Source organism: Streptomyces sp. NPDC094032 (genome assembly GCF_040303965.1).
Classification (GTDB): Bacteria; Actinomycetota; Actinomycetes; order Streptomycetales; family Streptomycetaceae; genus Streptomyces.
The window spans coordinates 153,629-173,436 of the sequence record NZ_JBEOUE010000001.1 but is presented as its reverse complement, the minus strand read 5'-3'; the positions used below and the strand labels follow the sequence as shown (position 1 = coordinate 173,436).

At 71.7% G+C, this 19,808-nt stretch carries 24 protein-coding genes and 2 pseudogenes; 13 read left to right on the top strand and 13 right to left on the bottom strand.

Annotated elements, in window-relative coordinates:
• Nucleotides 1-105: 105 nt before the first annotated feature.
• A complete protein-coding gene (locus ABTZ54_RS00675) occupies nt 106-627 on the bottom strand; it encodes a cupin domain-containing protein (protein ID WP_351654955.1) in 522 nt (173 codons plus the stop codon).
• A gap of 168 nt (nt 628-795) precedes the next feature.
• On the opposite strand from ABTZ54_RS00675, the gene ABTZ54_RS00670 reads away from it, so the two are divergent.
• Complete coding sequence (locus ABTZ54_RS00670; protein WP_351654953.1) at nt 796-1,203, top strand: YciI family protein; 408 nt, start codon at nt 796-798, stop codon at nt 1,201-1,203.
• 8 nt (nt 1,204-1,211) lie between these two features.
• Nucleotides 1,212-2,378: an RNA polymerase sigma factor gene (locus ABTZ54_RS00665; RefSeq protein WP_351656372.1), complete on the top strand. Its 1,167-nt coding sequence runs from the start codon at nt 1,212-1,214 to the stop codon at nt 2,376-2,378.
• Nucleotides 2,379-2,396: 18 nt separating this feature from the next.
• Here ABTZ54_RS00665 and ABTZ54_RS00660 read toward each other — a convergent pair whose 3' ends face one another.
• A complete protein-coding gene (locus ABTZ54_RS00660) occupies nt 2,397-3,239 on the bottom strand; it encodes a 3'-5' exonuclease family protein (protein WP_351654950.1) in 843 nt (280 codons plus the stop codon).
• Complete coding sequence (locus tag ABTZ54_RS00655; RefSeq protein WP_351654947.1) at nt 3,236-4,693, bottom strand: dihydrolipoyl dehydrogenase family protein; 1,458 nt, start codon at nt 4,691-4,693, stop codon at nt 3,236-3,238. The genes ABTZ54_RS00660 and ABTZ54_RS00655 overlap by 4 nt, the downstream gene beginning before the upstream one ends.
• Nucleotides 4,694-4,817: 124 nt before the next feature.
• On the opposite strand from ABTZ54_RS00655, the gene trxA reads away from it, so the two are divergent.
• Nucleotides 4,818-5,192, top strand: coding sequence for a thioredoxin (trxA, locus tag ABTZ54_RS00650; RefSeq protein ID WP_046909586.1), 375 nt, complete (start codon nt 4,818-4,820; stop codon nt 5,190-5,192).
• Between the two features lie 86 nt (nt 5,193-5,278).
• Here the strand turns inward: trxA and ABTZ54_RS00645 are convergent, their stop codons facing one another.
• The 3 genes from ABTZ54_RS00645 to ABTZ54_RS00635 form a co-directional block, all read right to left on the bottom strand.
• Nucleotides 5,279-6,466, bottom strand: a complete 1,188-nt coding sequence (locus ABTZ54_RS00645; protein WP_351654944.1) for a thiolase family protein — start codon at nt 6,464-6,466, stop codon at nt 5,279-5,281.
• Between the two features lie 164 nt (nt 6,467-6,630).
• Nucleotides 6,631-6,900, bottom strand: coding sequence for a hypothetical protein (locus tag ABTZ54_RS00640; RefSeq protein ID WP_351654941.1), 270 nt, complete (start codon nt 6,898-6,900; stop codon nt 6,631-6,633).
• A 158-nt stretch (nt 6,901-7,058) separates the two neighbouring features.
• Nucleotides 7,059-8,081: a LacI family DNA-binding transcriptional regulator gene (locus ABTZ54_RS00635; protein ID WP_351654939.1), complete on the bottom strand. Its 1,023-nt coding sequence runs from the start codon at nt 8,079-8,081 to the stop codon at nt 7,059-7,061.
• A gap of 156 nt (nt 8,082-8,237) precedes the next feature.
• Between ABTZ54_RS00635 and ABTZ54_RS00630 the strand changes: the two genes are divergently transcribed.
• From ABTZ54_RS00630 to ABTZ54_RS00615, 4 genes are all read left to right on the top strand, one after another.
• Nucleotides 8,238-9,509: an MFS transporter gene (locus tag ABTZ54_RS00630; protein ID WP_351654936.1), complete on the top strand. Its 1,272-nt coding sequence runs from the start codon at nt 8,238-8,240 to the stop codon at nt 9,507-9,509.
• Nucleotides 9,510-9,543: 34 nt separating this feature from the next.
• On the top strand, nt 9,544-10,251 hold the full coding sequence (locus ABTZ54_RS00625; protein ID WP_351654933.1) for an alpha/beta fold hydrolase: 708 nt from the start codon (nt 9,544-9,546) through the stop codon (nt 10,249-10,251).
• Nucleotides 10,252-10,265: 14 nt separating this feature from the next.
• Nucleotides 10,266-10,484, top strand: a complete 219-nt coding sequence (locus tag ABTZ54_RS00620; protein ID WP_351654930.1) for an NfeD C-terminal domain-containing protein — start codon at nt 10,266-10,268, stop codon at nt 10,482-10,484.
• A gap of 82 nt (nt 10,485-10,566) precedes the next feature.
• A complete protein-coding gene (locus tag ABTZ54_RS00615) occupies nt 10,567-11,952 on the top strand; it encodes a flotillin family protein (protein ID WP_351654928.1) in 1,386 nt (461 codons plus the stop codon).
• Nucleotides 11,953-12,015: 63 nt separating this feature from the next.
• On the opposite strand, the gene ABTZ54_RS00610 is transcribed toward ABTZ54_RS00615, so the two are convergent.
• Nucleotides 12,016-12,369, bottom strand: coding sequence for a hypothetical protein (locus ABTZ54_RS00610; protein ID WP_351654924.1), 354 nt, complete (start codon nt 12,367-12,369; stop codon nt 12,016-12,018).
• A gap of 213 nt (nt 12,370-12,582) precedes the next feature.
• Between ABTZ54_RS00610 and ABTZ54_RS00605 the strand changes: the two genes are divergently transcribed.
• Nucleotides 12,583-13,470 carry a ribosome-inactivating family protein gene (locus ABTZ54_RS00605; protein WP_351654921.1) on the top strand — a complete coding sequence of 296 codons (888 nt, stop codon included), beginning with the start codon at nt 12,583-12,585 and terminating at the stop codon, nt 13,468-13,470.
• Between the two features lie 45 nt (nt 13,471-13,515).
• On the opposite strand, the gene ABTZ54_RS00600 is transcribed toward ABTZ54_RS00605, so the two are convergent.
• The gene (locus ABTZ54_RS00600; RefSeq protein ID WP_351654918.1) at nt 13,516-13,911 is read right to left on the bottom strand and encodes a hypothetical protein; all 396 of its coding nucleotides are present in this window, start codon (nt 13,909-13,911) and stop codon (nt 13,516-13,518) included.
• A 63-nt stretch (nt 13,912-13,974) separates the two neighbouring features.
• Here ABTZ54_RS00600 and ABTZ54_RS00595 point away from each other — a divergent pair.
• From ABTZ54_RS00595 to ABTZ54_RS00575, 5 genes and pseudogenes are all read left to right on the top strand, one after another.
• Nucleotides 13,975-14,061: pseudogene (locus ABTZ54_RS00595) on the top strand (IS5/IS1182 family transposase); the annotation flags it as partial.
• A gap of 63 nt (nt 14,062-14,124) precedes the next feature.
• Nucleotides 14,125-14,490, top strand: a complete 366-nt coding sequence (locus ABTZ54_RS00590) for a hypothetical protein (RefSeq protein ID WP_351656467.1) — start codon at nt 14,125-14,127, stop codon at nt 14,488-14,490.
• A gap of 237 nt (nt 14,491-14,727) precedes the next feature.
• Nucleotides 14,728-14,967 (top strand): annotated as a pseudogene (locus ABTZ54_RS00585) (transposase); the annotation flags it as partial.
• Nucleotides 14,968-14,976: 9 nt separating this feature from the next.
• Nucleotides 14,977-15,273, top strand: a complete 297-nt coding sequence (locus ABTZ54_RS00580; RefSeq protein ID WP_351656369.1) for a transposase — start codon at nt 14,977-14,979, stop codon at nt 15,271-15,273.
• A gap of 88 nt (nt 15,274-15,361) precedes the next feature.
• Nucleotides 15,362-15,958 (top strand): hypothetical protein, encoded by a 597-nt coding sequence (locus ABTZ54_RS00575; RefSeq protein WP_351654915.1) that lies wholly within the window; start codon nt 15,362-15,364, stop codon nt 15,956-15,958.
• A gap of 11 nt (nt 15,959-15,969) precedes the next feature.
• Here ABTZ54_RS00575 and ABTZ54_RS00570 read toward each other — a convergent pair whose 3' ends face one another.
• From ABTZ54_RS00570 to ABTZ54_RS00550, 5 genes are all read right to left on the bottom strand, one after another.
• Nucleotides 15,970-16,647 carry an NPCBM/NEW2 domain-containing protein gene (locus ABTZ54_RS00570; RefSeq protein WP_351654913.1) on the bottom strand — a complete coding sequence of 226 codons (678 nt, stop codon included), beginning with the start codon at nt 16,645-16,647 and terminating at the stop codon, nt 15,970-15,972.
• A 160-nt stretch (nt 16,648-16,807) separates the two neighbouring features.
• Entirely contained in the window at nt 16,808-16,975 is a 168-nt protein-coding gene (locus ABTZ54_RS00565) for a hypothetical protein (protein WP_351654910.1), read from the bottom strand.
• A gap of 61 nt (nt 16,976-17,036) precedes the next feature.
• Nucleotides 17,037-18,095 (bottom strand): glycosyl hydrolase family 18 protein, encoded by a 1,059-nt coding sequence (locus ABTZ54_RS00560; RefSeq protein ID WP_351654907.1) that lies wholly within the window; start codon nt 18,093-18,095, stop codon nt 17,037-17,039.
• Between the two features lie 290 nt (nt 18,096-18,385).
• Nucleotides 18,386-18,748, bottom strand: a complete 363-nt coding sequence (locus tag ABTZ54_RS00555; protein ID WP_351654904.1) for a VOC family protein — start codon at nt 18,746-18,748, stop codon at nt 18,386-18,388.
• A 153-nt stretch (nt 18,749-18,901) separates the two neighbouring features.
• Nucleotides 18,902-19,735 (bottom strand): TIGR02452 family protein, encoded by an 834-nt coding sequence (locus ABTZ54_RS00550; RefSeq protein ID WP_351654901.1) that lies wholly within the window; start codon nt 19,733-19,735, stop codon nt 18,902-18,904.
• Nucleotides 19,736-19,808 lie beyond the last annotated feature (73 nt).

Below are 19,808 nucleotides of genomic sequence, written 5' to 3'. Positions count from 1 at the left end.
TGAGGCCATGGTGGGGCGAGCCTGCCGCGACCGGGCCCCCGAACGTAAGGGACTCGGCCCACTTCACCTGGTCGGGTGGTCCGGCCGCGTCCTGGTGGCGGTCGGTCAGGCCGACGCCTCCAGGGCGGCGCGCCAGACCGGGCTGTCGACGTAGTGGTTGTCGTACCGCTCCGCCGACGCGGCGATCTCCTTGGCGTCGGCCTCGCCCCGCATGACCCGGCCCAGCAGGCGCAGGTAGTCGAAGCGGCCCATGCCCGGGGTGAAGACGAACAGGACGTCCGCCTCGCAGCCCGGCGCGGCGGCGAAGGCGTGCGGGGTGTGCGGCGGGACGGCGAGGAAGTCGCCCGCGCCGAGGACGCTGATCTCCTCGCCGACCAGGACCTGGAGGGAGCCGCTGATGACGAAGAACAGCTCGGTCGCCTTGGTGTGGAAGTGCGCGGGCGCGCCCACGGCCCCCGCGGCGAAGGTGGAGCGGTAGCTGGTGAACCCGTCGGCCGTCTGGTGCGAGTCGGCGAGCAGGGTCATGACACTGCTCGGGTCGGCGCAGGTCTCGGCCTCGGCGTGCCGGGTGAGGAGGGGCGGGAAGGGAGCGGTGGCGGGGGACTCCGAAGGCGTCTGATCGGTCATGGCGTCAACTTTACGATCTTGAAATCCGAGTGTGCGATTCCGTTTTCGGGACGGCTGGGAAGTCCCGCGAAAGAAAATCCCGCCCCGATGTCGAGAAGCCGCGTCCGGCTCCGTCCCCGGGGTGCATGCGGCCAGAATGGGGCCGCACGAGCACCGAGGAGAGACATCATGGCCAAGTACCTGCTCCTGAAGCACTACCGGGGCGCCCCGGCCGCGGTCAACGACGTGCCCATGGACCGGTGGACCCCGGAGGAGATCTCCGCGCACATGCGGTACATGCACGACTTCGCGGCCCGGCTTGAGAAGACCGGCGAGTTCGTGGACGGTCAGGCGCTCGCGCCCGAGGGGGCGTGGGTCCGCTACGACGGGGAGGGGCGCCCGCCGGTCACCGACGGCCCGTTCGCCGAGACCAAGGACCTCATCGCCGGCTGGATGATCATCGACGTCGACGACTACGCGCGCGCCGTCGAGCTCGCGGGTGAGCTGTCCGCCGCCCCCGGAGCGGGCGGGAAGCCGATCCACGAGTGGCTGGAGGTACGCCCGTTCCTGAGCGCCCCGCCCACCGTCACGGAGTGACCTCCCCCATGGACGAGTCCCTGCTCAGGGCCGTCACCCCGGGCGTGATCGGCGTCCTCGTCCGCCGCGGAGCCGACTTCGCGGCGGCCGAGGACGCCGTCCAGGAGGCCCTGGTCGAGGCCTTCAGGGCCGAATCGTTCCGGGCCGGGGCGGACGACGGGCCACGGGACCCGAAGGGCTGGCTGGTCACCGTGGCCTGGCGCAAGTTCCTCGACGCGACCCGCGCCGACGCCGCCCGGCGCCGGCGCGAGGACCGGGTCGCGGAGGAGCCCGCGCCCGGCCCGGCGCCCGGGGTGGACGACACCCTGCGGCTCTACTTCCTGTGCGCCCACCCCTCGCTCACCCCCGCGTCGGCGGTCGCGCTCACGCTGCGCGCCGTCGGCGGGCTCACCACCCGCCAGATCGCCGAGGCCTATCTCGTGCCCGAGGCGACCATGGCGCAGCGCATCAGCCGCGCCAAGCGCACCGTCTCCGGGGTGCGCCTCGACCGGCCGGGCGACGTCGCCACCGTGCTGCGCGTCCTCTACCTCGTCTTCAACGAGGGCTACTCCGGTGACGTCGACCTCTCCGCCGAGGCCATCCGGCTCACCCGGCAGCTCGCGGCGCGCATCGACCACCCCGAGGTGGCGGGGCTGCTCGCCCTGATGCTGCTGCACCACGCCCGGCGGGCCGCCCGGACGGCGCAGGACGGCAGCCTGGTGCCGCTCGCCGAGCAGGACCGCGGCCGGTGGGACACGGCGCTGATCGCCGAGGGCGTCGAGATCCTCCAGGCCGCGCTCGCCCGCGACCGGCTGGGCGAGTTCCAGGCCCAGGCGGCCGTGGCGGCGCTGCACGCCGACGCGCCCAGCGCCGGGGAGACCGACTGGCCGCAGATCGTCGAGTGGTACGACGAGCTCTTCCGCCTGACCGACAGCCCGGTCGTCCGGCTCAACCGCGCGGTCGCCGTGGGCGAGGCCGACGGCCCGCGCGCCGGCCTCGCGGCCCTCGCGGCCCTTGACGCCTCGCTCCCCCGCCACACCGCGGTGGCCGCGTACCTCCACGAGCGCGACGGCGACCTGACGACGGCGGCGCGCCTGTACGCCGAGGCGGCCCACAAGGCCACCGACCTCGCGGAGCGGGACCATCTGACGCGCCAGGCGGCCCGGCTCAACACGCTTCTGAGGGAGGGCCGTTAGGGGGAGCCGTGCCCGGTCTCACTCCACCGGCGGCGGCTCCCAGGGAAGGGGCTCGACGGGGGTGAACGGCCAGTCGGGGGCGTCCGGATGACGGCGGGTCTGCTCCGCGTACCAGAGGATCTGCCGCGTGTGCAGGGCCGGCCGGGAGAGCCGGGCCAGGGGCGGATGGCAGGCGGCCACGGCCTGCGCCACCAGCAGGGTCGCCGCCGCGTCCGACGCCGGGTCGCCCGGTGCGGCGTGCGGGACGTCGTACCAGGCGGCGACCGTCCGCAGCGACCTGCCGCCGGGACGGTAGCGGTCGGCGTGCCGGTCGAGCACGAGCGGGTCGCACACGGGCGCCACTCCGGCGGGCAGCCGCTCGGCCAGCGGGGCCAGGCCGTGCCGGAGGAGCTCGGCGTGCAGGGTGCCCAGGACGTGGGGGGCGTACCAGACGACGAGCAGTTCCCCGGCGGCCAGGTGGGCGGTGACGAGGGCGGCGAGCTCTTCGAGGGCGCGGGGCGCCGGGAGCGGGGTGGCGGAGGGGTGGGCGGGGGAGCCCGTGCCCGTCTGCGTACCCGTAGGGAGGTCCGTGTCCAGGTGCCAGTCGTGTGCCGTCCCGTCGCTCCCCCGCAGGGCGGCGGAGCCGATCCGGTCGACGCCCGGCCGGTGGCCGGTCGTGCCGATGTCCAGCGCCAGCAGCCGTCGCCGGTGCCACCCCGGATGGTCGCCGCGCGGCGGGGGTCCCGGCTCCGGGGCGTGTTCGGGGTGGTGGACCTCCCAGCCGCCGGCGCCGTGCCGCAGCAGCCCGGTGCCCGCCGGGACCGGGAGGCCGCAGGTGGCGCAGGAGGCGTCGTAGTCGTTGACGCGCTCCCCGCCGCTCACGGCGTGTCCGCCCCGTCCCGGTACGCCTCCAGGAGGCGCAGCCAGGCCTCGCCGAGCGTCGGGTAGGCGGGTACGGCGTGCCAGAGGCGGGCGATCGGGACCTCGCCGGTGACGGCGATGGTGGCCGCGTGGAGGAGTTCGCCGACGCCCTGGCCCACGAACGCGGCGCCGAGGACGGTCCCGCGGTCCAGGTCCACGACCATGCGTGCCCGGCCCCGGTAGCCCGGGGCGTACAGACCGGCCCCGGCGACCGACGCCATGTCGACGTCGACGGCGCGCACCCGGTGCCCCGCGGCCTCGGCGGCGGCCAGGGTGAGGCCGACGGAGGCCGCCTCGGGGTCGGTGAACACCACCTGGGGTACGGCCGCGTGGTCGGCGGTCGCGCTGTGCGGGCCCCAGGCCCCGGTGTCCACGAGGCCGTCCCCGGCGGCCCGGGCCGCGATGGCCGCGCCCGCGATCCGCGCCTGGTACTTGCCCTGGTGGGTCATCAGGGCCCGGTGGTTGACGTCCCCCACGGCGTACAGCCAGTCGTGGCCCGGCACGCGCAGGCTGTCGTCGACGGGGAGCCACGCCCCCGGTTCGAGTCCGACCGTCTCCAGGCCGACGTCCTCGGTCCGGGGCCGCCGCCCGGTGGCGAACAGCACCTCGTCGCCCTCGACCCGGTCGCCGCCCTCCAGGACGACGGTGACGGGGCCCGTGTGCCCGTCCCGTACGACCGCGGCGACGGTGACGCCCGTGCGGACGTCGGCGCCGCGCTCGGCGAGGGCGGTCAGGACGTGCTCGCCCACGAACGGTTCCATCCTCGGCAGCACTCCCCCGCCCCGTACGAGCAGCGTCACGCGCGAGCCGAGCGCCTGCCAGGCGGTCGCCATCTCCACGCCGACCACGCCCCCGCCGACCACCACGAGCCGATCGGGCACCTGGGACGAGCTGGTCGCCTCCCGGCTCGTCCAGGGCCCGGCGCCGGGCAGTCCCGGCAGCTCGGGCAGGACGGCGCGGCTGCCGGTGCACACGGCGACGGCGTGGCGCGCGGTGAGCACCCGGCGGTCGCCCTCGGGGCCCGCCACGACGACCCGGCGGGGTCCGTCGAGCCTGCCGTGGCCCCGGTAGAGGCGGGCGCCGGTGGACTCCACCCACGCCACCTGGCCGTCGTCCTTCCAGTCCCCGACCACGGCGTCGCGGTGGGCGAGGACGTCTCGGGCGTCGAGGGGGCCGTACGCCTGGCGGCGCAGTCCGGGCACCCTGCGCGCCTCGGAGCGGAGGATGGCGGGCCTGAGCAGCGCCTTGCTGGGCATGCAGGCCCAGTACGAGCACTCGCCGCCGACGAGTTCGCCCTCCACGACGGCGGTGCTGAGCCCGGCGGCGCGCACCCGGTCCACCACGTTCTCCCCGACCGGCCCCGCGCCCAGGACCACCACGTCGTACTCGTGCTCGTTTCGCGCCGCTGCTGTCATGGCACACAGTCTGCCGCGCCGGGGTGCGGAATAGCGCGGCTCGATACGCCGTTGTGCGGGGCGGGTCCCAAGGGGACCGTGAGGAAGGCGCGCCAAGGACGCCGGCCCCGGAGAGGTAGGAAGCATGAGCACTGTCGAGCTCACCAAGGACAACTTCGACCAGATCGTGAGCGAGAACGAGTTCGTTCTCATCGACTTCTGGGCTTCCTGGTGCGGCCCGTGCCGTCAGTTCGGGCCGGTCTTCGAGGCGGCGTCCGAGCGTCACGAGGACCTGGTGTTCGCGAAGGTGGACACCGAGGCGCAGCAGGAGCTCGCGGCGGCGTTCGAGATCCGTTCGATCCCGACCCTGATGATCGTCCGCGACAAGGTCGCGGTGTTCGCGCAGCCCGGCGCGCTGCCGGAGGCCGCCCTGGAGGACGTCATCGGCCAGGCGCGCGGTCTGGACATGGACGAGGTGCGCAAGTCCATCGCCGAGGCGCAGGCCCAGCAGGGGCAGTGACCCGAGCGCGGTGAAGGGGTGGTCCGGCGTCGCCGGGCCACCTCTTGCGCGTACCGCCGCGCCGATCGCTGACCGCGCCGCCGGGGTCAGCGCTCCAGGACGAGCGCGAGGCCCTGGCCGACGCCGATGCAGAGCGCGGCCAGCCCGGTGCCGGAGCCGGCCGCGGCGAGCTGGTGGGCGACGGCGCCGGCCAGGCGCGCGCCGGAGGCGCCCAGCGGGTGGCCGATGGCGATGGCGCCGCCGCGCGGGTTGACCACGGCGGGGTCCAGTTCCGGCCATTCGGCGAGGCAGCCGAGGGACTGGGCGGCGAAGGCCTCGTTCAGCTCGAAGGTGGTGAGGTCGCCGAAGCCGCGCCCCGCCTTCGCCAGGGCCTTGCGCACGGCCTCCACGGGGCCGAGCCCGAAGAGCTGCGGCTCGATGCCGGTGACGGCGGAGGCGCGGATCCGGGCGAGCGGTTCGCGGCCGGTCGCCCGCAGGCCCTCCTCGTCGACGACGAGCAGCGCGGCGGCACCGTCGTTGAGCGGGGAGGCGTTGCCCGCGGTGACGGTGCCGCCGTCGGGGCGGAACGAGGGCTTGAGCCTGGCCAGGGCCTCCGTCGACGTGTTGTCGCGGATGCACTCGTCCCGTACGAGCTCCACGCCCGGGTACGGGACGACCTCGCCGTCGTACAGCCCCTTGCCCCAGGCCTCGGCGGCCTTCTGGTGGCTGGCGAGCGCGAAGGCGTCCTGGGCCTCGCGGGTGAGGCCGTGCTTGTCGGCGACGAGTTCGGCGCCCTCGCCGAGGGCGACGGTCCACTCGGCGGGCATCCTCGGGTTGGTCATGCGCCAGCCGAGGGTCGTCGAGTGCAGCTGCTGGTGGCCGGCCGGGAAGGCGCGCTCCGGCTTCTGCAGCACCCAGGGGGCGCGCGACATCGACTCGACGCCGCCCGCGATGGCGATCGACGCGTCGCCGAGGGCGACGGCGCGGGCGGCCTGGATCACGGCCTCCAGGCCGGAGCCGCAGAGCCGGTTGACGGTCACGCCGGGGACCGAGGTGGGCAGTCCGGCGAGCAGGACGGCCATGCGGGCCACGTCGCGGTTGTCCTCGCCGGCGCCGTTGGCGTCGCCGAAGTAGACGTCGTCGATACGGGCCGGGTCCAGGTCCGGGCTGCGGTCCACGAGCGCCTTGACGACATGGGCGGCGAGGTCGTCCGGGCGGACGGAGGAGAGGGCACCGCCGAACTTGCCGATCGGGGTGCGGACGGCGTCGACGATGTAGACGTCGCGGATGCTCATCGGTTTCTCTCCCACGTGACCTTCGAGTACGGGCAAGGGTGCGGGGAGCGGCCTGGCGGGCGCCGCGCGGGCGCGCGGTGCCCGCTCGGCGTTCGCCAGGTGAAGTTTTCTTCGTCCCCGCGGGCCCGAGTCTCCGCCCGTCCGTGGCTCCTGTCAACGCCCCCTCAGGCCGTGCCCGGCCCCCTGATCAGCGCCGTCAGGCCGTAGTCGAGCTCCCTGCCGTCGACCAGCAGCCCCTCCACCGTGCGCGTGTCGGGATCGATGTCGGCGACCAGGCCGTGGCCCTCGTAGATCGGGTAGCCGGTCTCCCCGGTGCGGCCGGTCGCCTCGACGACCGCCGAGCGGACGGCGCTGTTCTCCACGGAGGCGCCCCCGCGGTCCTCCACGTGCGCGGGCACCAGCAGGATCTCGAAACGCTTCGGGTGAGTGCTCATGGACCGACGCTAAGCCGACCGGCCTCCCGCCGCCGCCGGGGGCGCGGCCAAGCCCGGGAGGGGGCACGGCCCGCGCCCGGGCGGAGACGCGGCCGGCAGCCAGGAGGGGCACGGCCCGCGCCCGGGAGAGGACGCGGCCCGCTCCCCCTTCCGGCCCGTCAGCTCGACTCCCGCCGCACCACCCTGGAGTCCAGCAGCTCCTGACGTTCCGGCGCCGACTCCGGGTCGCGGACCACCCGGTCGACGAGCTCGGCGAGCTCCCGCCCCAGGGCCATGTCGATGTGGACGGTGCTCAGCCGGGGCCGCAGCAGCCGGCCGAGCAGCAGGTCGTCCGAGCCGACCACGGCCGTCTCCTCCGGGATCGCGATCCCGGCGTCCTGGAGGGCGCGCATGAGCAGCATCGCGTACTCGTCGTTGTACGCGAACACCCCGTCGAGGCCGAGCTCGCGCCAGCGGGCGGCCAGGGCGTCGGCCGGCTCCTCCTCGTACCGCAGCGGCAGCGGTACGACCTCGGCGCCCGCCGCCTCCGCCGCACGCCGTACGCCGTCGAGGCGCGGCACCGAGAACATCTCCAGGCCGGGCTCCTCGGGCATCACGACCCCGATGGTCCGGCAGCCGCGCTCGACGAGGTGGGCGCCGGCCGCGTGCCCGACCTGGGCCTGGTCCATCACCAGGGCGTGGGTGCCCTCGACCCGCTGCGGGCCGACGGTGATGACGCCCTTGGCGCCGGAGCGCTTGAGCAGCTCGACGCCCTGCGCGGTCAGCTCGACCTGGCCGAGCGAGACCACGGCGACCGGGCGCAGCTCGGCCCAGGCGCGGGCCGCCTCGTCCGGGTCGAGGCCGACGCTGCCGTACTGCACCACGGTGTAGTCGAGGCGGCGCAGCGCCCACTGGAGCTCGTTGAAGAAGCGGCTGTAGAGCGGGCCGATCGGCACATGGGCGGTGGGCAGCAGGACCATCCGGCTGTGCCCGGCCCGCAGACTGCGGGCGGCGGCGTGCGGCACGTAGCCGAGCTCCTCGGCCGCCTCGCGGACCCGCTGGCGGGTGGGCTCGCTGATCCGCACGGCCGCGGTGTTGTTCAGGACGTAACTGACGGTGGCCCGGGAGACGCCCGCCAGCCGCGCCACATCGGCGCTGGTGGGGACGGTGCGTCCGGCGGACTGCTTGGGTGACTGACTCATCGCTTCGGCATCTTTGCAGAACGATCCGGACTCAGGTCTGGCGGATGGCCGGATTTGGGTGCTAGACAGGGCTTACACGCGTCACTGACACGTGTAACCCCCATCCTCACTTTCCGTTCCCGCCCCGCACGGGCGTCTTCACCTCAGGAGGGCATCGTGGCCCTTTCCTCCCCCGGAACCTCTCCGGACACCGGCAGCGGCACCGGCACCGCCGGCGCGGTCTCCGCCGCCGGTCCCCGGCCCACGCGCGGACTGCTCACCCTGCTCCTGGCCGGCAACACCGCGATGTACGCGCTCTACATCGGCGTCCCCGGCATGCTCCTCGCGCTCCAGATCGAGTCCATCGACCCGGCGTCGAAGGTGGCGAACTTCGGACTGGTCTCGGGCGTCTCCGCCATCTTCGCGACCGTCTTCAACCCGGTGGCCGGCGCGCTCTCCGACCGTTCGGGGCGCCGCAACCCGTGGATCCTGGCGGGCGGTCTGCTCGCCGTGCCGGTGATGCTGCTGCTCGGCAGCGTGCACACCATCCTGCTGGTGATGATCGCCTGGTGCCTCGGCCAGGCCGTGATGAACATCTACCAGGCCGCCATCACCTCCGTGGTGCCCGACCGCGTGCCTGTCGCCTCGCGCGGCAAGGCCTCGGCCGCCGTCGGTCTCGGCCTGCCGATCGGCTCCACCATCGGCGCGCTGGTCGGCGCCGCCTTCTCGGACGACTACCGCACCGGCTACCTGGTCTTCGGCGCGATCGTCGCCGCGACCGCCGTCCTGTTCACCTCCTGCGCGCGCGAGGAGCGCATGCCGGCCAAGGCGCCGATGCCGGTCGGGCAGCAGGTGGCGGCGTTCGGCAGCGCCCTGAAGGACCACGACTTCCGCTGGGCGTTCATCGGCCGCGCGCTGCTCGTCCTCGGCTACTTCGCCGTCGCCGGTTTCCAGCTCTACATCCTCAAGGACCACACCGACCTGCCGGCCGGGCTCAGCGCCGAGGAGGCCGTGGCGATCCTGATGCCGCTCAACGCGGTCGCCATGGTGGTCTCCACGGTCCTCGGCGGCTGGCTCTCCGACCGCTACGACCGGCGCAAGCTGTTCGTCGGCGCGTCCGCCGCCCTCGCGGCCGTCGCCCTGGTCATCCCGGCGGTCTCGTCGAGCTGGACCGCGATGCTCGCCTTCTCCGCCGTCAACGGCCTCGGCTTCGGCTGCTACATGGCCGTGGACACCGCCCTGGTGACGATGGTGCTCCCGAAGGCCGAGGACGCCGCCCGTGACATGGGCGTCCTGAACGTCGCCAACGCCGGTCCGCAGATCGTGGCGCCGTTCGTCGCCTCGCTGATCGTCTCCCTGAGTGGCGGATACACCGCGCTCTTCCTGGTCGCGGCCGTACTGTCGGTGCTCGGCGCGCTCGCCGTGCGCCCGATCCGTACCGTGCGCTAGGGACCGCCCGCGCACCCCGCAGAGAGGCACCGCCGTGCAGTTGCACACCACCACCTGGGGGACCGGCGACCGCGTCGCGCTCCTGGTCCACGGGATCATGTCCGACCACCGCACCTGGCGGCGGGTCGGACCCGCGCTCGCCGAGCGCGGCTACCGGGTGGTGGCCGTCGACCTGCGCGGCCACGGTGCCAGCGGGCGGGCGGACGGGCCCTCGGGGTACGGGCCGCGGGACTACGCCGACGATCTCGTCGAAACCCTGCCCGCCGGGGCCGAGTTGGCGATCGGCCACTCGCTCGGCGGCCTCACCCTGGCGAGCGCCGTGGAGCGGCTCGCCCCGCGCCGAGCCGTGTACGTGGACCCGGCCTGGCATCTGCCGGCGGGCCGCAACGGCTTCCGGGCCGAGCTGTTCACCCACGCCAAGTCGCTGACCCGGGAGCACGTACGGGAGTTCAACCCGCACTGGGCCGAGGAGGACCTGGACATCGAGCTGGAGACGGTACGCCTCTGGGACGAGCGCTCGGCGCACGGCCTGTCCCCGTTCGCGGGCAAGGAGCTCGCACCGGGGCACCCGGTGGTGCCCTCGCTGCTCATGCTGGCGGACCCCAGCATGCTGGTCACGCCGGAGCGGGCGAAGGCGCTCCAGGAGCGGGGCTTCCACGTCCGTACGGTGGCGGGTGCGGGTCATACGATCCAGCGGGACGACTTCGACGGGTTCATGAACGCCCTGGACGGCTGGATCTGACGTACCTTTCGGTCATGGACGACACGTCGATGGTGGGACTGCTCGGCCGGGTGACCGGCACTGTCGGACCGGGCCTCGTCGGTGAGGTGATCGTCCGGATCCGGGGCGGGGCCGAGCACTTCCTCGCCCATCCGGCCTCGCCCAAGGAGCGGATCGAGACCGGCACGGTGGTGATGGTCGTGGAACATCTACCGCCGCGCACCGTCTATGTCACAGCCGCGTACGACAGTTGACCGATCCATTGATCGGCGGGGGCACCGGGCGCACACTCCCTTCACCGGAACCGCACGGCTCCGGTGAAGGGGGACCAAGCCCATGAGCCTCGGGATCGTGGCGGGCGTCGTCGTCGGCGCGCTGGCCGTTCTGATCGCTCTGTTCAAACTGATGTGGCGCGTCGCCGAGCCCAACGAGGCGTTGATCATCTCCGGTTCCAACCACAGGATGGAGGGCCTGGGCGACGGCATGGGCTTCCGGATCGTCACCGGACGCGGCACGCTCGTGGTGCCGGGCGTCCAGGCGGTGCGGAAGCTGTCGCTCGACCTCAACGAGACGCAGCTGTCGGTGGAGTGCGTCACGCACCAGGGCATTCCGCTGAAGGTGCGGGGCGTGGTGATCTTCAAGGTGGGCGACGACTTCGTGTCGATCGCCAACGCGGCCCGGCGCTTCCTCGACCAGCAGAAGCTGATGTCGGAGCGGGTGCACATCGTCTTCGCCGGTCATCTGCGCGCCATCGTCGGCGGGTTGACGGTGGAGGACATGATCCGGGACCGGGAGAAGCTGACCGGGCAGGCGCGTTCGGCCTGTGGCACGGAGATGGAGAAGCTGGGCCTGATCGTGGACTCGCTCCAGATCCACGAGATCGAGGACCCGACCGGGTACATCAAGAACCTGGCGGCGCCGCACGCGGCGGCGGTCCAGCGGGATGCGCGCATCGCGCAGGCGGAGGCCAACCGGCGGGCGACCGAGGCGGAGCAGCAGGCCGCGGCGCGCATGTCGGAGGCGACCAGGGACAGCGAGATCCTCCAGGCGGGCTACCAGGCCGAACGGGACCAGGCGTCCGCGAAGGCCCGGCAGGCCGGTCCGCTGGCGGACGCGGCTTCGCGCCAGGAGGTCGTGGTGCAGGAGACCCGGGTCGCGCAGCTGGAGGCGGACCGCAAGGAGCAGCAGCTCCAGGCGGACGTGCGCAAGCCGGCCGACGCCCTGGCGTACGAGAAGCGGACGCTGGCGGCGGCCGAGCGTGACGCGCGGATCTCGGCGGCCGAGGCCGAGGCGAAGGAGACCGAGCTGGCGAGCGCGGCGGCGGCGACGGCCACCCGGGTGACGGGTGAGGCGGAGGCCGCGGCGGCGCACGCGAGGGGTCTGGCGGTGGCCGAGGCGACGCGGGCGAAGGGTCTCGCGGAGGCCGAGTCGATCAAGGCGCGGGCGGCGGCGCTCGCGGAGAACCAGGAGGCGGTGGTCGCGCAGCAACTGGCCGAGAAGTGGCCGGAGATCGTGGAGGCGGGCGCGTCGGCGTTCGGCAACGTGGATCAGATGGTGCTGCTGAACGGCGCGGACGGCATGGCGGACATGTTCGCCAAGGCGCTGACGATGGGCGGGACGGGCCTGGGCGTCGCCCGCCGGCTGCTCGCCACGATGGGCCCGGAGGCGACGGCGGTCCCTGCACCGCGCTCGGAGGAGATCACGGTCGGCGACGGGGAGTAGCAACACCGGCGGGGCCCGGCACCTCCCCGGTGCCGGGCCCCGCGCGCATACCGACGACCGCCGTCAGCAGTCCTCGCCCTTCTTCACAGCCCCGAGGTGGATCTGGCCCCCGTCGAGCGCGGCACCGGCCGCGGGCTCCTGGGTGCAGACCTTCCAGTCCTCGGCGTTCATGGGCACGCTCCGCCCCTTGCCGGAGACGTCCTCGACGAGCATCGACCCCGAGAACTGCGCCATCGCCCCGGCGACGCTGCCGCCCACGACGTCAGGCATGTACCCCTTGGCCGCCTGCGGAGGCTCACTGACCCCCGGGGTGGGCGTCTCGGGCCCCGCGTCCGGCGCCGGGGACGAACTACAGGCACTGAGCCCGAGGGCGAGCAGTCCGACGGCAAGGGCCGTGACGAGACGGGTGGTGCGCATGTATCCCCCTGGGACGAACGTGAACGGGGGACCATCATCCACGCTCCACACCTGACGTGTACACGCACCTCCCACCGCGAGGTGCGACGCCGGCAAGGGGAAGGCGCCCAACCGATGAGCTCGGACTGTCACACACCCCACGCGCTCCCTGTCTATGTACGTGTCGGGAAGCGAAACGCCCTGGCGCAGGGCGTCGAGTGGAAGAGGAAAGTGATGCAGTCCGTCAACCGAGCGCTATCTCACGCGCGTCGCCTCGCGGTTCTGGCGCTGGCCACTCTTTTGATGCTGGTGGGATTCCATACCCCACACGCGTCTGCGAGTACGGGTAACAACCAGACCACACGGATCACCATGGTGATTGACACCACGTTCAACAGGAACAACACGGAAAAGTTCAGGAGCGTCATTGCCCAGCTGCGCCAGGCGGCGGGATACATTCTCCACAACGATGTCTACATGACGACGGGGACCGCACACCCCGGCGGGCTCATCGCCCTGGAGCTGCGCGATTCATACAACCTCTATTGGACTACGCTCTACTTCAACTCGCAGAACCTGTACTTGGCGGGCTTCAGGGCCCAGAACGGACGGGCCTACATCCTGAGCGACGCCGGGGAGAACTCGGAGTCGGAAATCACGCGCGAGGCGGCGCAGGTGCCTGTCGTTCTGGGATTCGGCGGCCAGTACGGCTCCCTGCGCAATGCGTCCGGTACAGAATTGACGGTTCTCGGCCTGAACGAAATGGCCAGCGCCATGGAAATTCTGGGCAGAGTGCCGAGTCCCGCTGAAGCAACGGGTGCTTCACAGCCCTATATCGCGCGTTCCATCCTCAGGTTCGTCAGCGCATTCGCCGAGAGCTCCCGATTCCCGGAGTACCGCGATCATTTCGATCTGGTTTTCGATGGGCGCAACAATGCAATCAACGCCATCACCAGCTTCATGCAAGCGCTGCGCACCTCCTGGGGGCAGATGTCCGACTGGGTCCGGGCCTACGCCCAGGATCCGACGACCCCGCCTCGGTCATGGCTCGGTGTCGGAACGCTGGCCAACTGGGCCGATGTCTCGCGACTTCTGCGAGCAGTGAACGGGCCCCCCAAGTAAGGCTTGTCCCGTAACACCCGACCGCACTTGAGATTTCGGATCGGCTCAGGACTCGGACGAGTCCTTCGTGCTGGGCCTCCGAGGGCGTTTGACACCGCTGCACGCCAAGAGCTCGGTCCCGGTGGCGTCGAAGTACAGGTTGAAGAACCAGAGCCGGTCCGCTGCGAGGATGGTCCCGGTACGCAGTTGCTCGCCGCGGTGGCGTGCGAGGATCTCCACGGTCTCGTCGAGGCCGATGGTCTCTTGCAGGCCGCGCTTCGACGACCGTCTCAACCTCGTCGCGGCGATGCCGGCGACCATCCACTGGGGCACCTCGCTGTCCCAGACCGTTACCTCGGCGCCGACGGCTATGGCCTCGCGTGCCGGCTTGCACGCGCTCGTCTGGTCGGTGAGCATCGCGGTGATGTCGGGGTGCCATGGGGGCTCGTCTTGGGTGGCCATGCGGTGACTGTAGAGACCGCATGGGGGCGTTGCCAGTGCCGGGCGCCGTGGAACGATCTTGTGGTGGCTGGTGTGATCACGGCGTCGGAGTCGTCTTGGACAGCCCCGTTCACCGGGCTGAGCCCGCGAGCCTTCGAGAAGCTGGTGACCACTTCCTCAGAGAGCCACCCGGGGCTCTCGTCGGCCATTCTCCTGAGCTGCGACACTCTGCACGTGATCTATCCCGCGACAGACCAGCTATCCTCCGCCGAACGCGCCTTCATGATCAACGCCACCGAGATCGACATCCTCGCCGGCGTCTGGGGCGACCTCGACGAGCCGCTGGTCTCAGGGCCCGCCTCGGCTCTCGTCCCGATCCTCCTTCCCCTCGTCGGCAGAGGATGGATCGAAGTGCGTCGACTCGTGCCCTGGACAGCGCCGGATGGCTCTCTCGGGCTGCAGCCCGGTCTCCCCATCCCGAAGCAGGACCTTCCCGCGGTTCTGGCGGACGTCGAGAACTGGGAGTATCCGCAATCCGGTGAGTGGCTGGGGTGCCTCACGCTGACCCTCACCGAAGCAGGACGGGGAATCCACCGCTGACGCGCAGCATGCTCGGCATCGCACGCATGCACAACTCACCCAAGGCGCCTCATAGATCATTTACGGGACAGCCCTTACACGTCGTTTCTTATAGCGTGATCGGCCGTTGATCCGTGCATGACGGGTCTCGTTAAGCGGTTGGTGCCGGACGAGTTGTGGGTGCTGTTTCGGCGAGTGGTGCCGCCGACGGTGGTCACGTGTCCGCAGGGCGGTGGTTGACGTCGGGCGGGTGACCGCGAGGCCCTGGCCGCGACAATCTTCGTGGCGACGTCGGGCTGCACGTGGCGGCAGTTGCCGCCGATGTTCGGCCCCGCCTGGCCCACGGTCTACCGCCGGTTCGCCCAGTGGAGCCGGGACCGGGTCTGGGCCAGGCTCTATCGCGTGGTCCTCGACGAACTCGGAGCGCAAGGCGAGCTGGACTGGTCGCGGTGCGCGATCGACTCCGTCAGCCTGCGGGCCGCAAAAGGGGGCCGCTGACCGGACCGAATCCGACCGACCGCGGCAAGTTGGGATCGAAGATTCACCTGCACGGCGGACGAGGGCTACGACTACGACTATCTGCGCGGATGGCTCCGCCGGCGGGGGATCCGACACCGCATCGCCCGCAGAGGTGTCGAGTCCTCACAGCGGCTGGGCCTGCATCGGTGGGTGGTCGAGAGAACCGTGTCCTGGTTGGCGGGCTGCCGCAAGCTCCACCGGCGGTACGAGCGCAAAGCCGAACACTTCCTTGCCTTCGTCGGCATAGCCGCAGTCCTCATCGGCTACCGCCGGTTGATCCGGTGAGCCGGTCGGCGGGGAGCGACAATCGGCCAGCACCGGTGGTGTCAGTGACAGCTCGTAGGGTGCGCTGGTAATTCGACAAGGAGGTTCCATGGGCTTTTCCGGTCATCTGGTCTTCGCGCGTGGCGAGCGCCCACTGCTGGAAGCACCCCTGTTCCGCAGCACCGGTCCAGGGCTGAGGGACGACGTACACGAGTGGCAGCCGCGGCCTGGTGGCTGGCAGACCCTGCAGTGGGAACAAGGCATCTGGGAGGACGAGCACCTGTCCACCTTGGTCGAATGGACCGGAGCACCGGCCTGCGTCGCCGACGTCTCCGACAGCAGCGTCGCCCTCGTGACCGGCCTGGACACCAGCGGGCGGCGCTGGCAGGCATGGCTCAACCTGGACAACGCCGCTGCTCTCCTCGTCGAGGAACCCGAGGACGTGGACGACGTGAGCCTGTGGGTGACCACTCCGGAGTTCGAAAAGGCCATCGGACGTAAGCGCGCAGAGTTGGATGCGGAGGTGCCGGCCGACGCCGAAGGCGCTCTCATGTGGGCGTCAGCAGCTGGTGTCCAAGCCGCGGCGCAGCAGTCTCGGATCGAGGAACTGCTGCGTGCACAGGTGACCTTCGTGGAGGAGCTGTTCGACGCGCTGCTGGACGAGCTGGGCTTCCCTGAAGCTGTCCACTCCGCACCGCAGCCATAAGAAACGACGTCTTAGCGGACCAGCGTGGCGTTTCCGAGGGAGATCCAGGAATCCTCGGTGGAGCAGTCGTGCCGTTGGTAGGAGATGGTCAGCCTCACCTTGTCCTTGACGGAGAAGGTCATCGGGCGGGGCTGACCCACAGCGACGGTCCCGGTCCACAGGACCACGTCGTCGGCGGACACCGTGAGGGAGCCTGTCGTCTCGTACGAGTTGTCGTCCATGCCCGCGGTGAACGTGAGCTTGCTCCAATGCGTGCCGAGGTTGTACTCGGCCGCCCCGTCGCACCCCTGCTGCTCGGATGCGAGCGAGTCGGCGAAACCCTTCCCGCGGAAGGTGACGTTCGACGCGAAGAACTTGCTTGTCCCGACCGTTTCCAGGGTGTTCAGGAAGACCTTCTCCGGGCCGGTCTCGGTCGCCGTGGGCGCGGCCGTGGTGGTCGCCGGCGCCTCTGAGGACGCGGACGGCGAGGCCTGCTCCGTCGTCGGTGTAGGCGTGGGTTCGGTGCTCGCGCTTCCGCTGGTCGCAGAGGCGATGGGCCGTTCCGCGCGATCCGACTTGGCTGACGCGGCCCAGATGGTGGCGGCGATTCCGATCACCGGGACGAGGATGCCGATGACCCACCAAGCCCACTTCGGCGGATTGCCGCCACCCCGTTCCTGACCCGAGCCGCTGGTCGAGCTGTTGCTCAAAGCGTTGCCCTTCCCCCCGAGGAGCACCCTTCACGCAGCATACCGACGCGACTGACGCTTCGTCAGTGGACTGAAGCATCGGCCAGGTTCGGCGAGGCCATTCGGGTGTGTGCTGCCCTGAATGTGCCCCGCCGGGTGGGCCGCTTACGCGGCTGGGCTTTCAGTTGTGGCCGAACTTGCGTTCCTTGCGGTGGGACGGGGTGTCGAGGACCGGGCGGGGCGCCTCGGCTGCGGCCGGGTGCGGGCTCTCCTTCGCCGCGGTCGCCGTCCGGTGTTCGTGGCCGCCCGTGCGAGCGCCCTTGTTGACCCGCGTCTGTTTCTTGCCCACGATCGTGCCTCCCGTCGTGAATCTTCCTCTCAGACTCGCATGGGGGTACGAAGGGCGCATTTCAGGCAGCCGGGGCCCCTTGGGCGAGCACCGGCCACAGGGCGGGGTCCTCGAAGCCCAGGGCCCACAGGGCGGTGTGGGTGACGCCGTAGCGGCGCAGGACAGGGAGGTGGCCCGCGACGCCTCGGACGTCCTGGTACCAGACCTGGCGGCTGTCGGAGCCGTTCTCGTAGGTGAAATGTGGGGTGCTCGACTCCGGGTCCAGGTGGTACGGGGCTTTGCGCGCGCGCCGAAGGGCCTCGGCCTCCTTCCAGGTGACGTGGGCCGTCTTGCCCGCGCGGGTGCTCCAGTCCCATCCGTAGGCGGGGAGGGCCAGTTCCAGGCGTTCGGCCGGGATCAGGGCGGTGGCGGTGCGCAGGACCTCGTCGTACCAGGCCGTGCTCGCCAGCGGGCCGGGTGTGCCGCCTGCCCAGTGCAGGTTGTAGCCCATGATCCTGACCCGGTCGGCGGCCTTGCCGAGGGCCGCGTAGTCCCAGACGCGGCCGGTGGTGGCGGTCTTGGGCATGACCGTGACGACGCAGGTCAGGGCGCGGGCGCGCAGCCGGGCGCAGACGTCGGTGACCAGGGCCGCGTACCCGTCGCGTACGGCCGCGTACGTCGCGTCGCCGGTGGTGGCGAGGGTCTCGTAGTCGAGGTCGAGACCGTCGTAGTCGCCCTTGCGGGCGGTGGCCAGGAGGGCGTCGGCGTGGGCGGCGCGGCGGGCCGGGTCGGTGACTAGGGCGGCGAGGGCGCCCTTGGGCATCGACTCCATGACCGTGGGCGCGACCTTGATCCCGGCCCGGTGCAGTCCGTCGACGATCAGCCGCTCCCCCGCCCCGGGGTGGTCCGCGACGGTGCCGTCGGCCTTGGCCTCGTACCAGAAGGGGCTCACGGTGTGGAGCTGGTCGGCGTGGCGCAGGGCCTGGAGGTAGGCCGTCTCCTGGTCCCAGTACGGCAGCCAGCCGGAGACCGTGCGGCGGGCGGGCGGGGTGTCGGAGGCGGAGGCGGGTCCGTCCGCCGCCTCGGTCGCCGGGACGAGGGGAAGGAGTAGGGCGGCGGCAGCGAGCAGGGCTAGGCGCATGGCCACGAGCCTGCGGATCTTTCTCGCGACACGCCCGGCATGCTGGGCCGTTCAGGCGCTAGTGCCGCATCAGGCCTTGTTCGCCCTATCGTGACGCGTGGTCCGGGTGTAGGTCCGGGCCGCGCGGACACAGGCCATGCTGTTGTCGTGGCGGAGCGAGCGATGACGTGTTCGCCGCCCTGGACCTGGCAAGGGACAAGCTCTAGCGAACGCAGTTCCTGGAGTGGTGCCAGCGGGTCGGCGTATGGGCTGCCGCGAACACATCGTCGACCGGGCGAACGTCGTCTGATCTACTCGTCGTCGCGGCACAGGCAGAAAGGATGGCCGGCCGGGTCGAAGAGCACCCGGACGTTTTCCCGTGGTTGGAACTCCGCGATGGTGGCGCCCAGGGCCACCGCCTCGGCGACCGCCGAGTCCAGGTCACCGACCTGGAAGTCGAAGTGCATCATCGGGCGCTGGTCGCCGTCGGCCGGTGGCCACGCCGGAGCCCGATAGCCCTCCGCCTGCTGGAACACGAAGAACGGTCCTTGCGGTGAGGCGGCCACGACGGCTGTTCCCGGCTCTTCGTGACCGATGTGCCAATCGAGGAGTTCGGCATAGAACTTCGCCAAACCGCTGGGGTCCGGCGCTTCGATCGTGGTGCCCCACCACATGCCGCCTGTTCGAGATCGCATGCTTGAGCCTATCCGAGACCCCCACACACGCCGTCAACCCGCGCAACACGACAGGGCGAACGTTGCCCGATGCGGCACCAGCGTGCCGGGATGACGACACCCCTGCACTCCACGACCGCGGCTGATCGAGCGCTACGGCTGGTCCTGGCCCAGGACCCGGCGGAAGGCGGCGAGGGTGGTGCGGTCCCGGCTGCCGTCGAGGATGCCGAAGACGATCTCGTCGAAGTGGGCGGCGAAGCGGCCGTCGCCGGTGATCAGCCGTTTGAAGGCGGCGGCCACGTCGGCGGGCTCGTTCTGGAAGACGCCGCAGCCCCAGGCGCCCAGCACCAGCCTGCGGTAGCCGTGCGCGGCGGCCGTCTCCAGGACCCGCTCCGCGCGGACGGCGAGGACCTCGGGGAGGCGGCCGGCGCGCTCGGGGGTGCGGAGGCGGACCACGCCGGCGTTGGGCGCGGGCGAGGTGAGGAAGCCGACGGTGAACGGGTCGGTGAGCAGGACCCCACGGTCGGTCCTGAAGACGGGCACGCCGGGTGAGTGGATGACCCGATCGGTGTAGAAGGGGTCACGTTCCTCGCGGTGGTGCGCGTAGTACGCGGGGGCGCGCAGCAGGGTGGCGTGGAGGGCGGAGGAGCGGCACAGGGCCTCCTCCTGGGCCTGGGCGCCGTTGAGGTAGCCGCCGCCGGGGTTGCGGGCGGAGGCGAAGACGAGGACCGCGACGGGCGCGGTGGCGTCGGCGCGGATCATCCGGCGGGCGGCGACGAGGCTGCTCTCGCCGGTGACCTCGATCAGGGTCGTACGGCCGGTCCCGGGGGTGACGGGGACGGGCTCGGGGCCGTGGAGGGTGGTTCCGGCCAGGGCCGCCGCCAGCTCCTCGGTGAGGGAGACGGTCCGGCCGTCGGGTGCCGTGTAGCGGCCCGCCGCCACGATCTCCTCGGTCTCGCGGGCGACGGCCCGAAGTCGTGCGCTCATGGCCCGCAAGCATGATCGCCCCGCGTTCCGGGCGGCAACGGGTTTTCCCGGCCACGCCGCCGGAGGCGCTCTT

Bases quoted from the DNA above. Each gene is read 5' to 3' on its own strand.
- ABTZ54_RS00635 (WP_351654939.1), bottom strand. From the start codon at position 8,081: ATGAGTCAGTCACCCAAGCAGTCCGCCGGACGCACCGTCCCCACCAGC.
- ABTZ54_RS00620 (WP_351654930.1), top strand. From the start codon at position 10,266: ATGGACGACACGTCGATGGTGGGACTGCTCGGCCGGGTGACCGGCACT.
- ABTZ54_RS00615 (WP_351654928.1), top strand. From the start codon at position 10,567: ATGAGCCTCGGGATCGTGGCGGGCGTCGTCGTCGGCGCGCTGGCCGTT.
- ABTZ54_RS00575 (WP_351654915.1), top strand. From the start codon at position 15,362: ATGGGCTTTTCCGGTCATCTGGTCTTCGCGCGTGGCGAGCGCCCACTG.
- ABTZ54_RS00645 (WP_351654944.1), bottom strand. From the start codon at position 6,466: ATGAGCATCCGCGACGTCTACATCGTCGACGCCGTCCGCACCCCGATC.
- ABTZ54_RS00550 (WP_351654901.1), bottom strand. From the start codon at position 19,735: ATGAGCGCACGACTTCGGGCCGTCGCCCGCGAGACCGAGGAGATCGTG.
- ABTZ54_RS00655 (WP_351654947.1), bottom strand. From the start codon at position 4,693: ATGACAGCAGCGGCGCGAAACGAGCACGAGTACGACGTGGTGGTCCTG.
- ABTZ54_RS00560 (WP_351654907.1), bottom strand. From the start codon at position 18,095: ATGCGCCTAGCCCTGCTCGCTGCCGCCGCCCTACTCCTTCCCCTCGTC.
- ABTZ54_RS00675 (WP_351654955.1), bottom strand. From the start codon at position 627: ATGACCGATCAGACGCCTTCGGAGTCCCCCGCCACCGCTCCCTTCCCG.
- ABTZ54_RS00670 (WP_351654953.1), top strand. From the start codon at position 796: ATGGCCAAGTACCTGCTCCTGAAGCACTACCGGGGCGCCCCGGCCGCG.
- trxA (WP_046909586.1), top strand. From the start codon at position 4,818: ATGAGCACTGTCGAGCTCACCAAGGACAACTTCGACCAGATCGTGAGC.
- ABTZ54_RS00640 (WP_351654941.1), bottom strand. From the start codon at position 6,900: ATGAGCACTCACCCGAAGCGTTTCGAGATCCTGCTGGTGCCCGCGCAC.
- ABTZ54_RS00610 (WP_351654924.1), bottom strand. From the start codon at position 12,369: ATGCGCACCACCCGTCTCGTCACGGCCCTTGCCGTCGGACTGCTCGCC.
- ABTZ54_RS00600 (WP_351654918.1), bottom strand. From the start codon at position 13,911: ATGGCCACCCAAGACGAGCCCCCATGGCACCCCGACATCACCGCGATG.
- ABTZ54_RS00555 (WP_351654904.1), bottom strand. From the start codon at position 18,748: ATGTGGTGGGGCACCACGATCGAAGCGCCGGACCCCAGCGGTTTGGCG.
- ABTZ54_RS00605 (WP_351654921.1), top strand. From the start codon at position 12,583: ATGCAGTCCGTCAACCGAGCGCTATCTCACGCGCGTCGCCTCGCGGTT.
- ABTZ54_RS00665 (WP_351656372.1), top strand. From the start codon at position 1,212: ATGGACGAGTCCCTGCTCAGGGCCGTCACCCCGGGCGTGATCGGCGTC.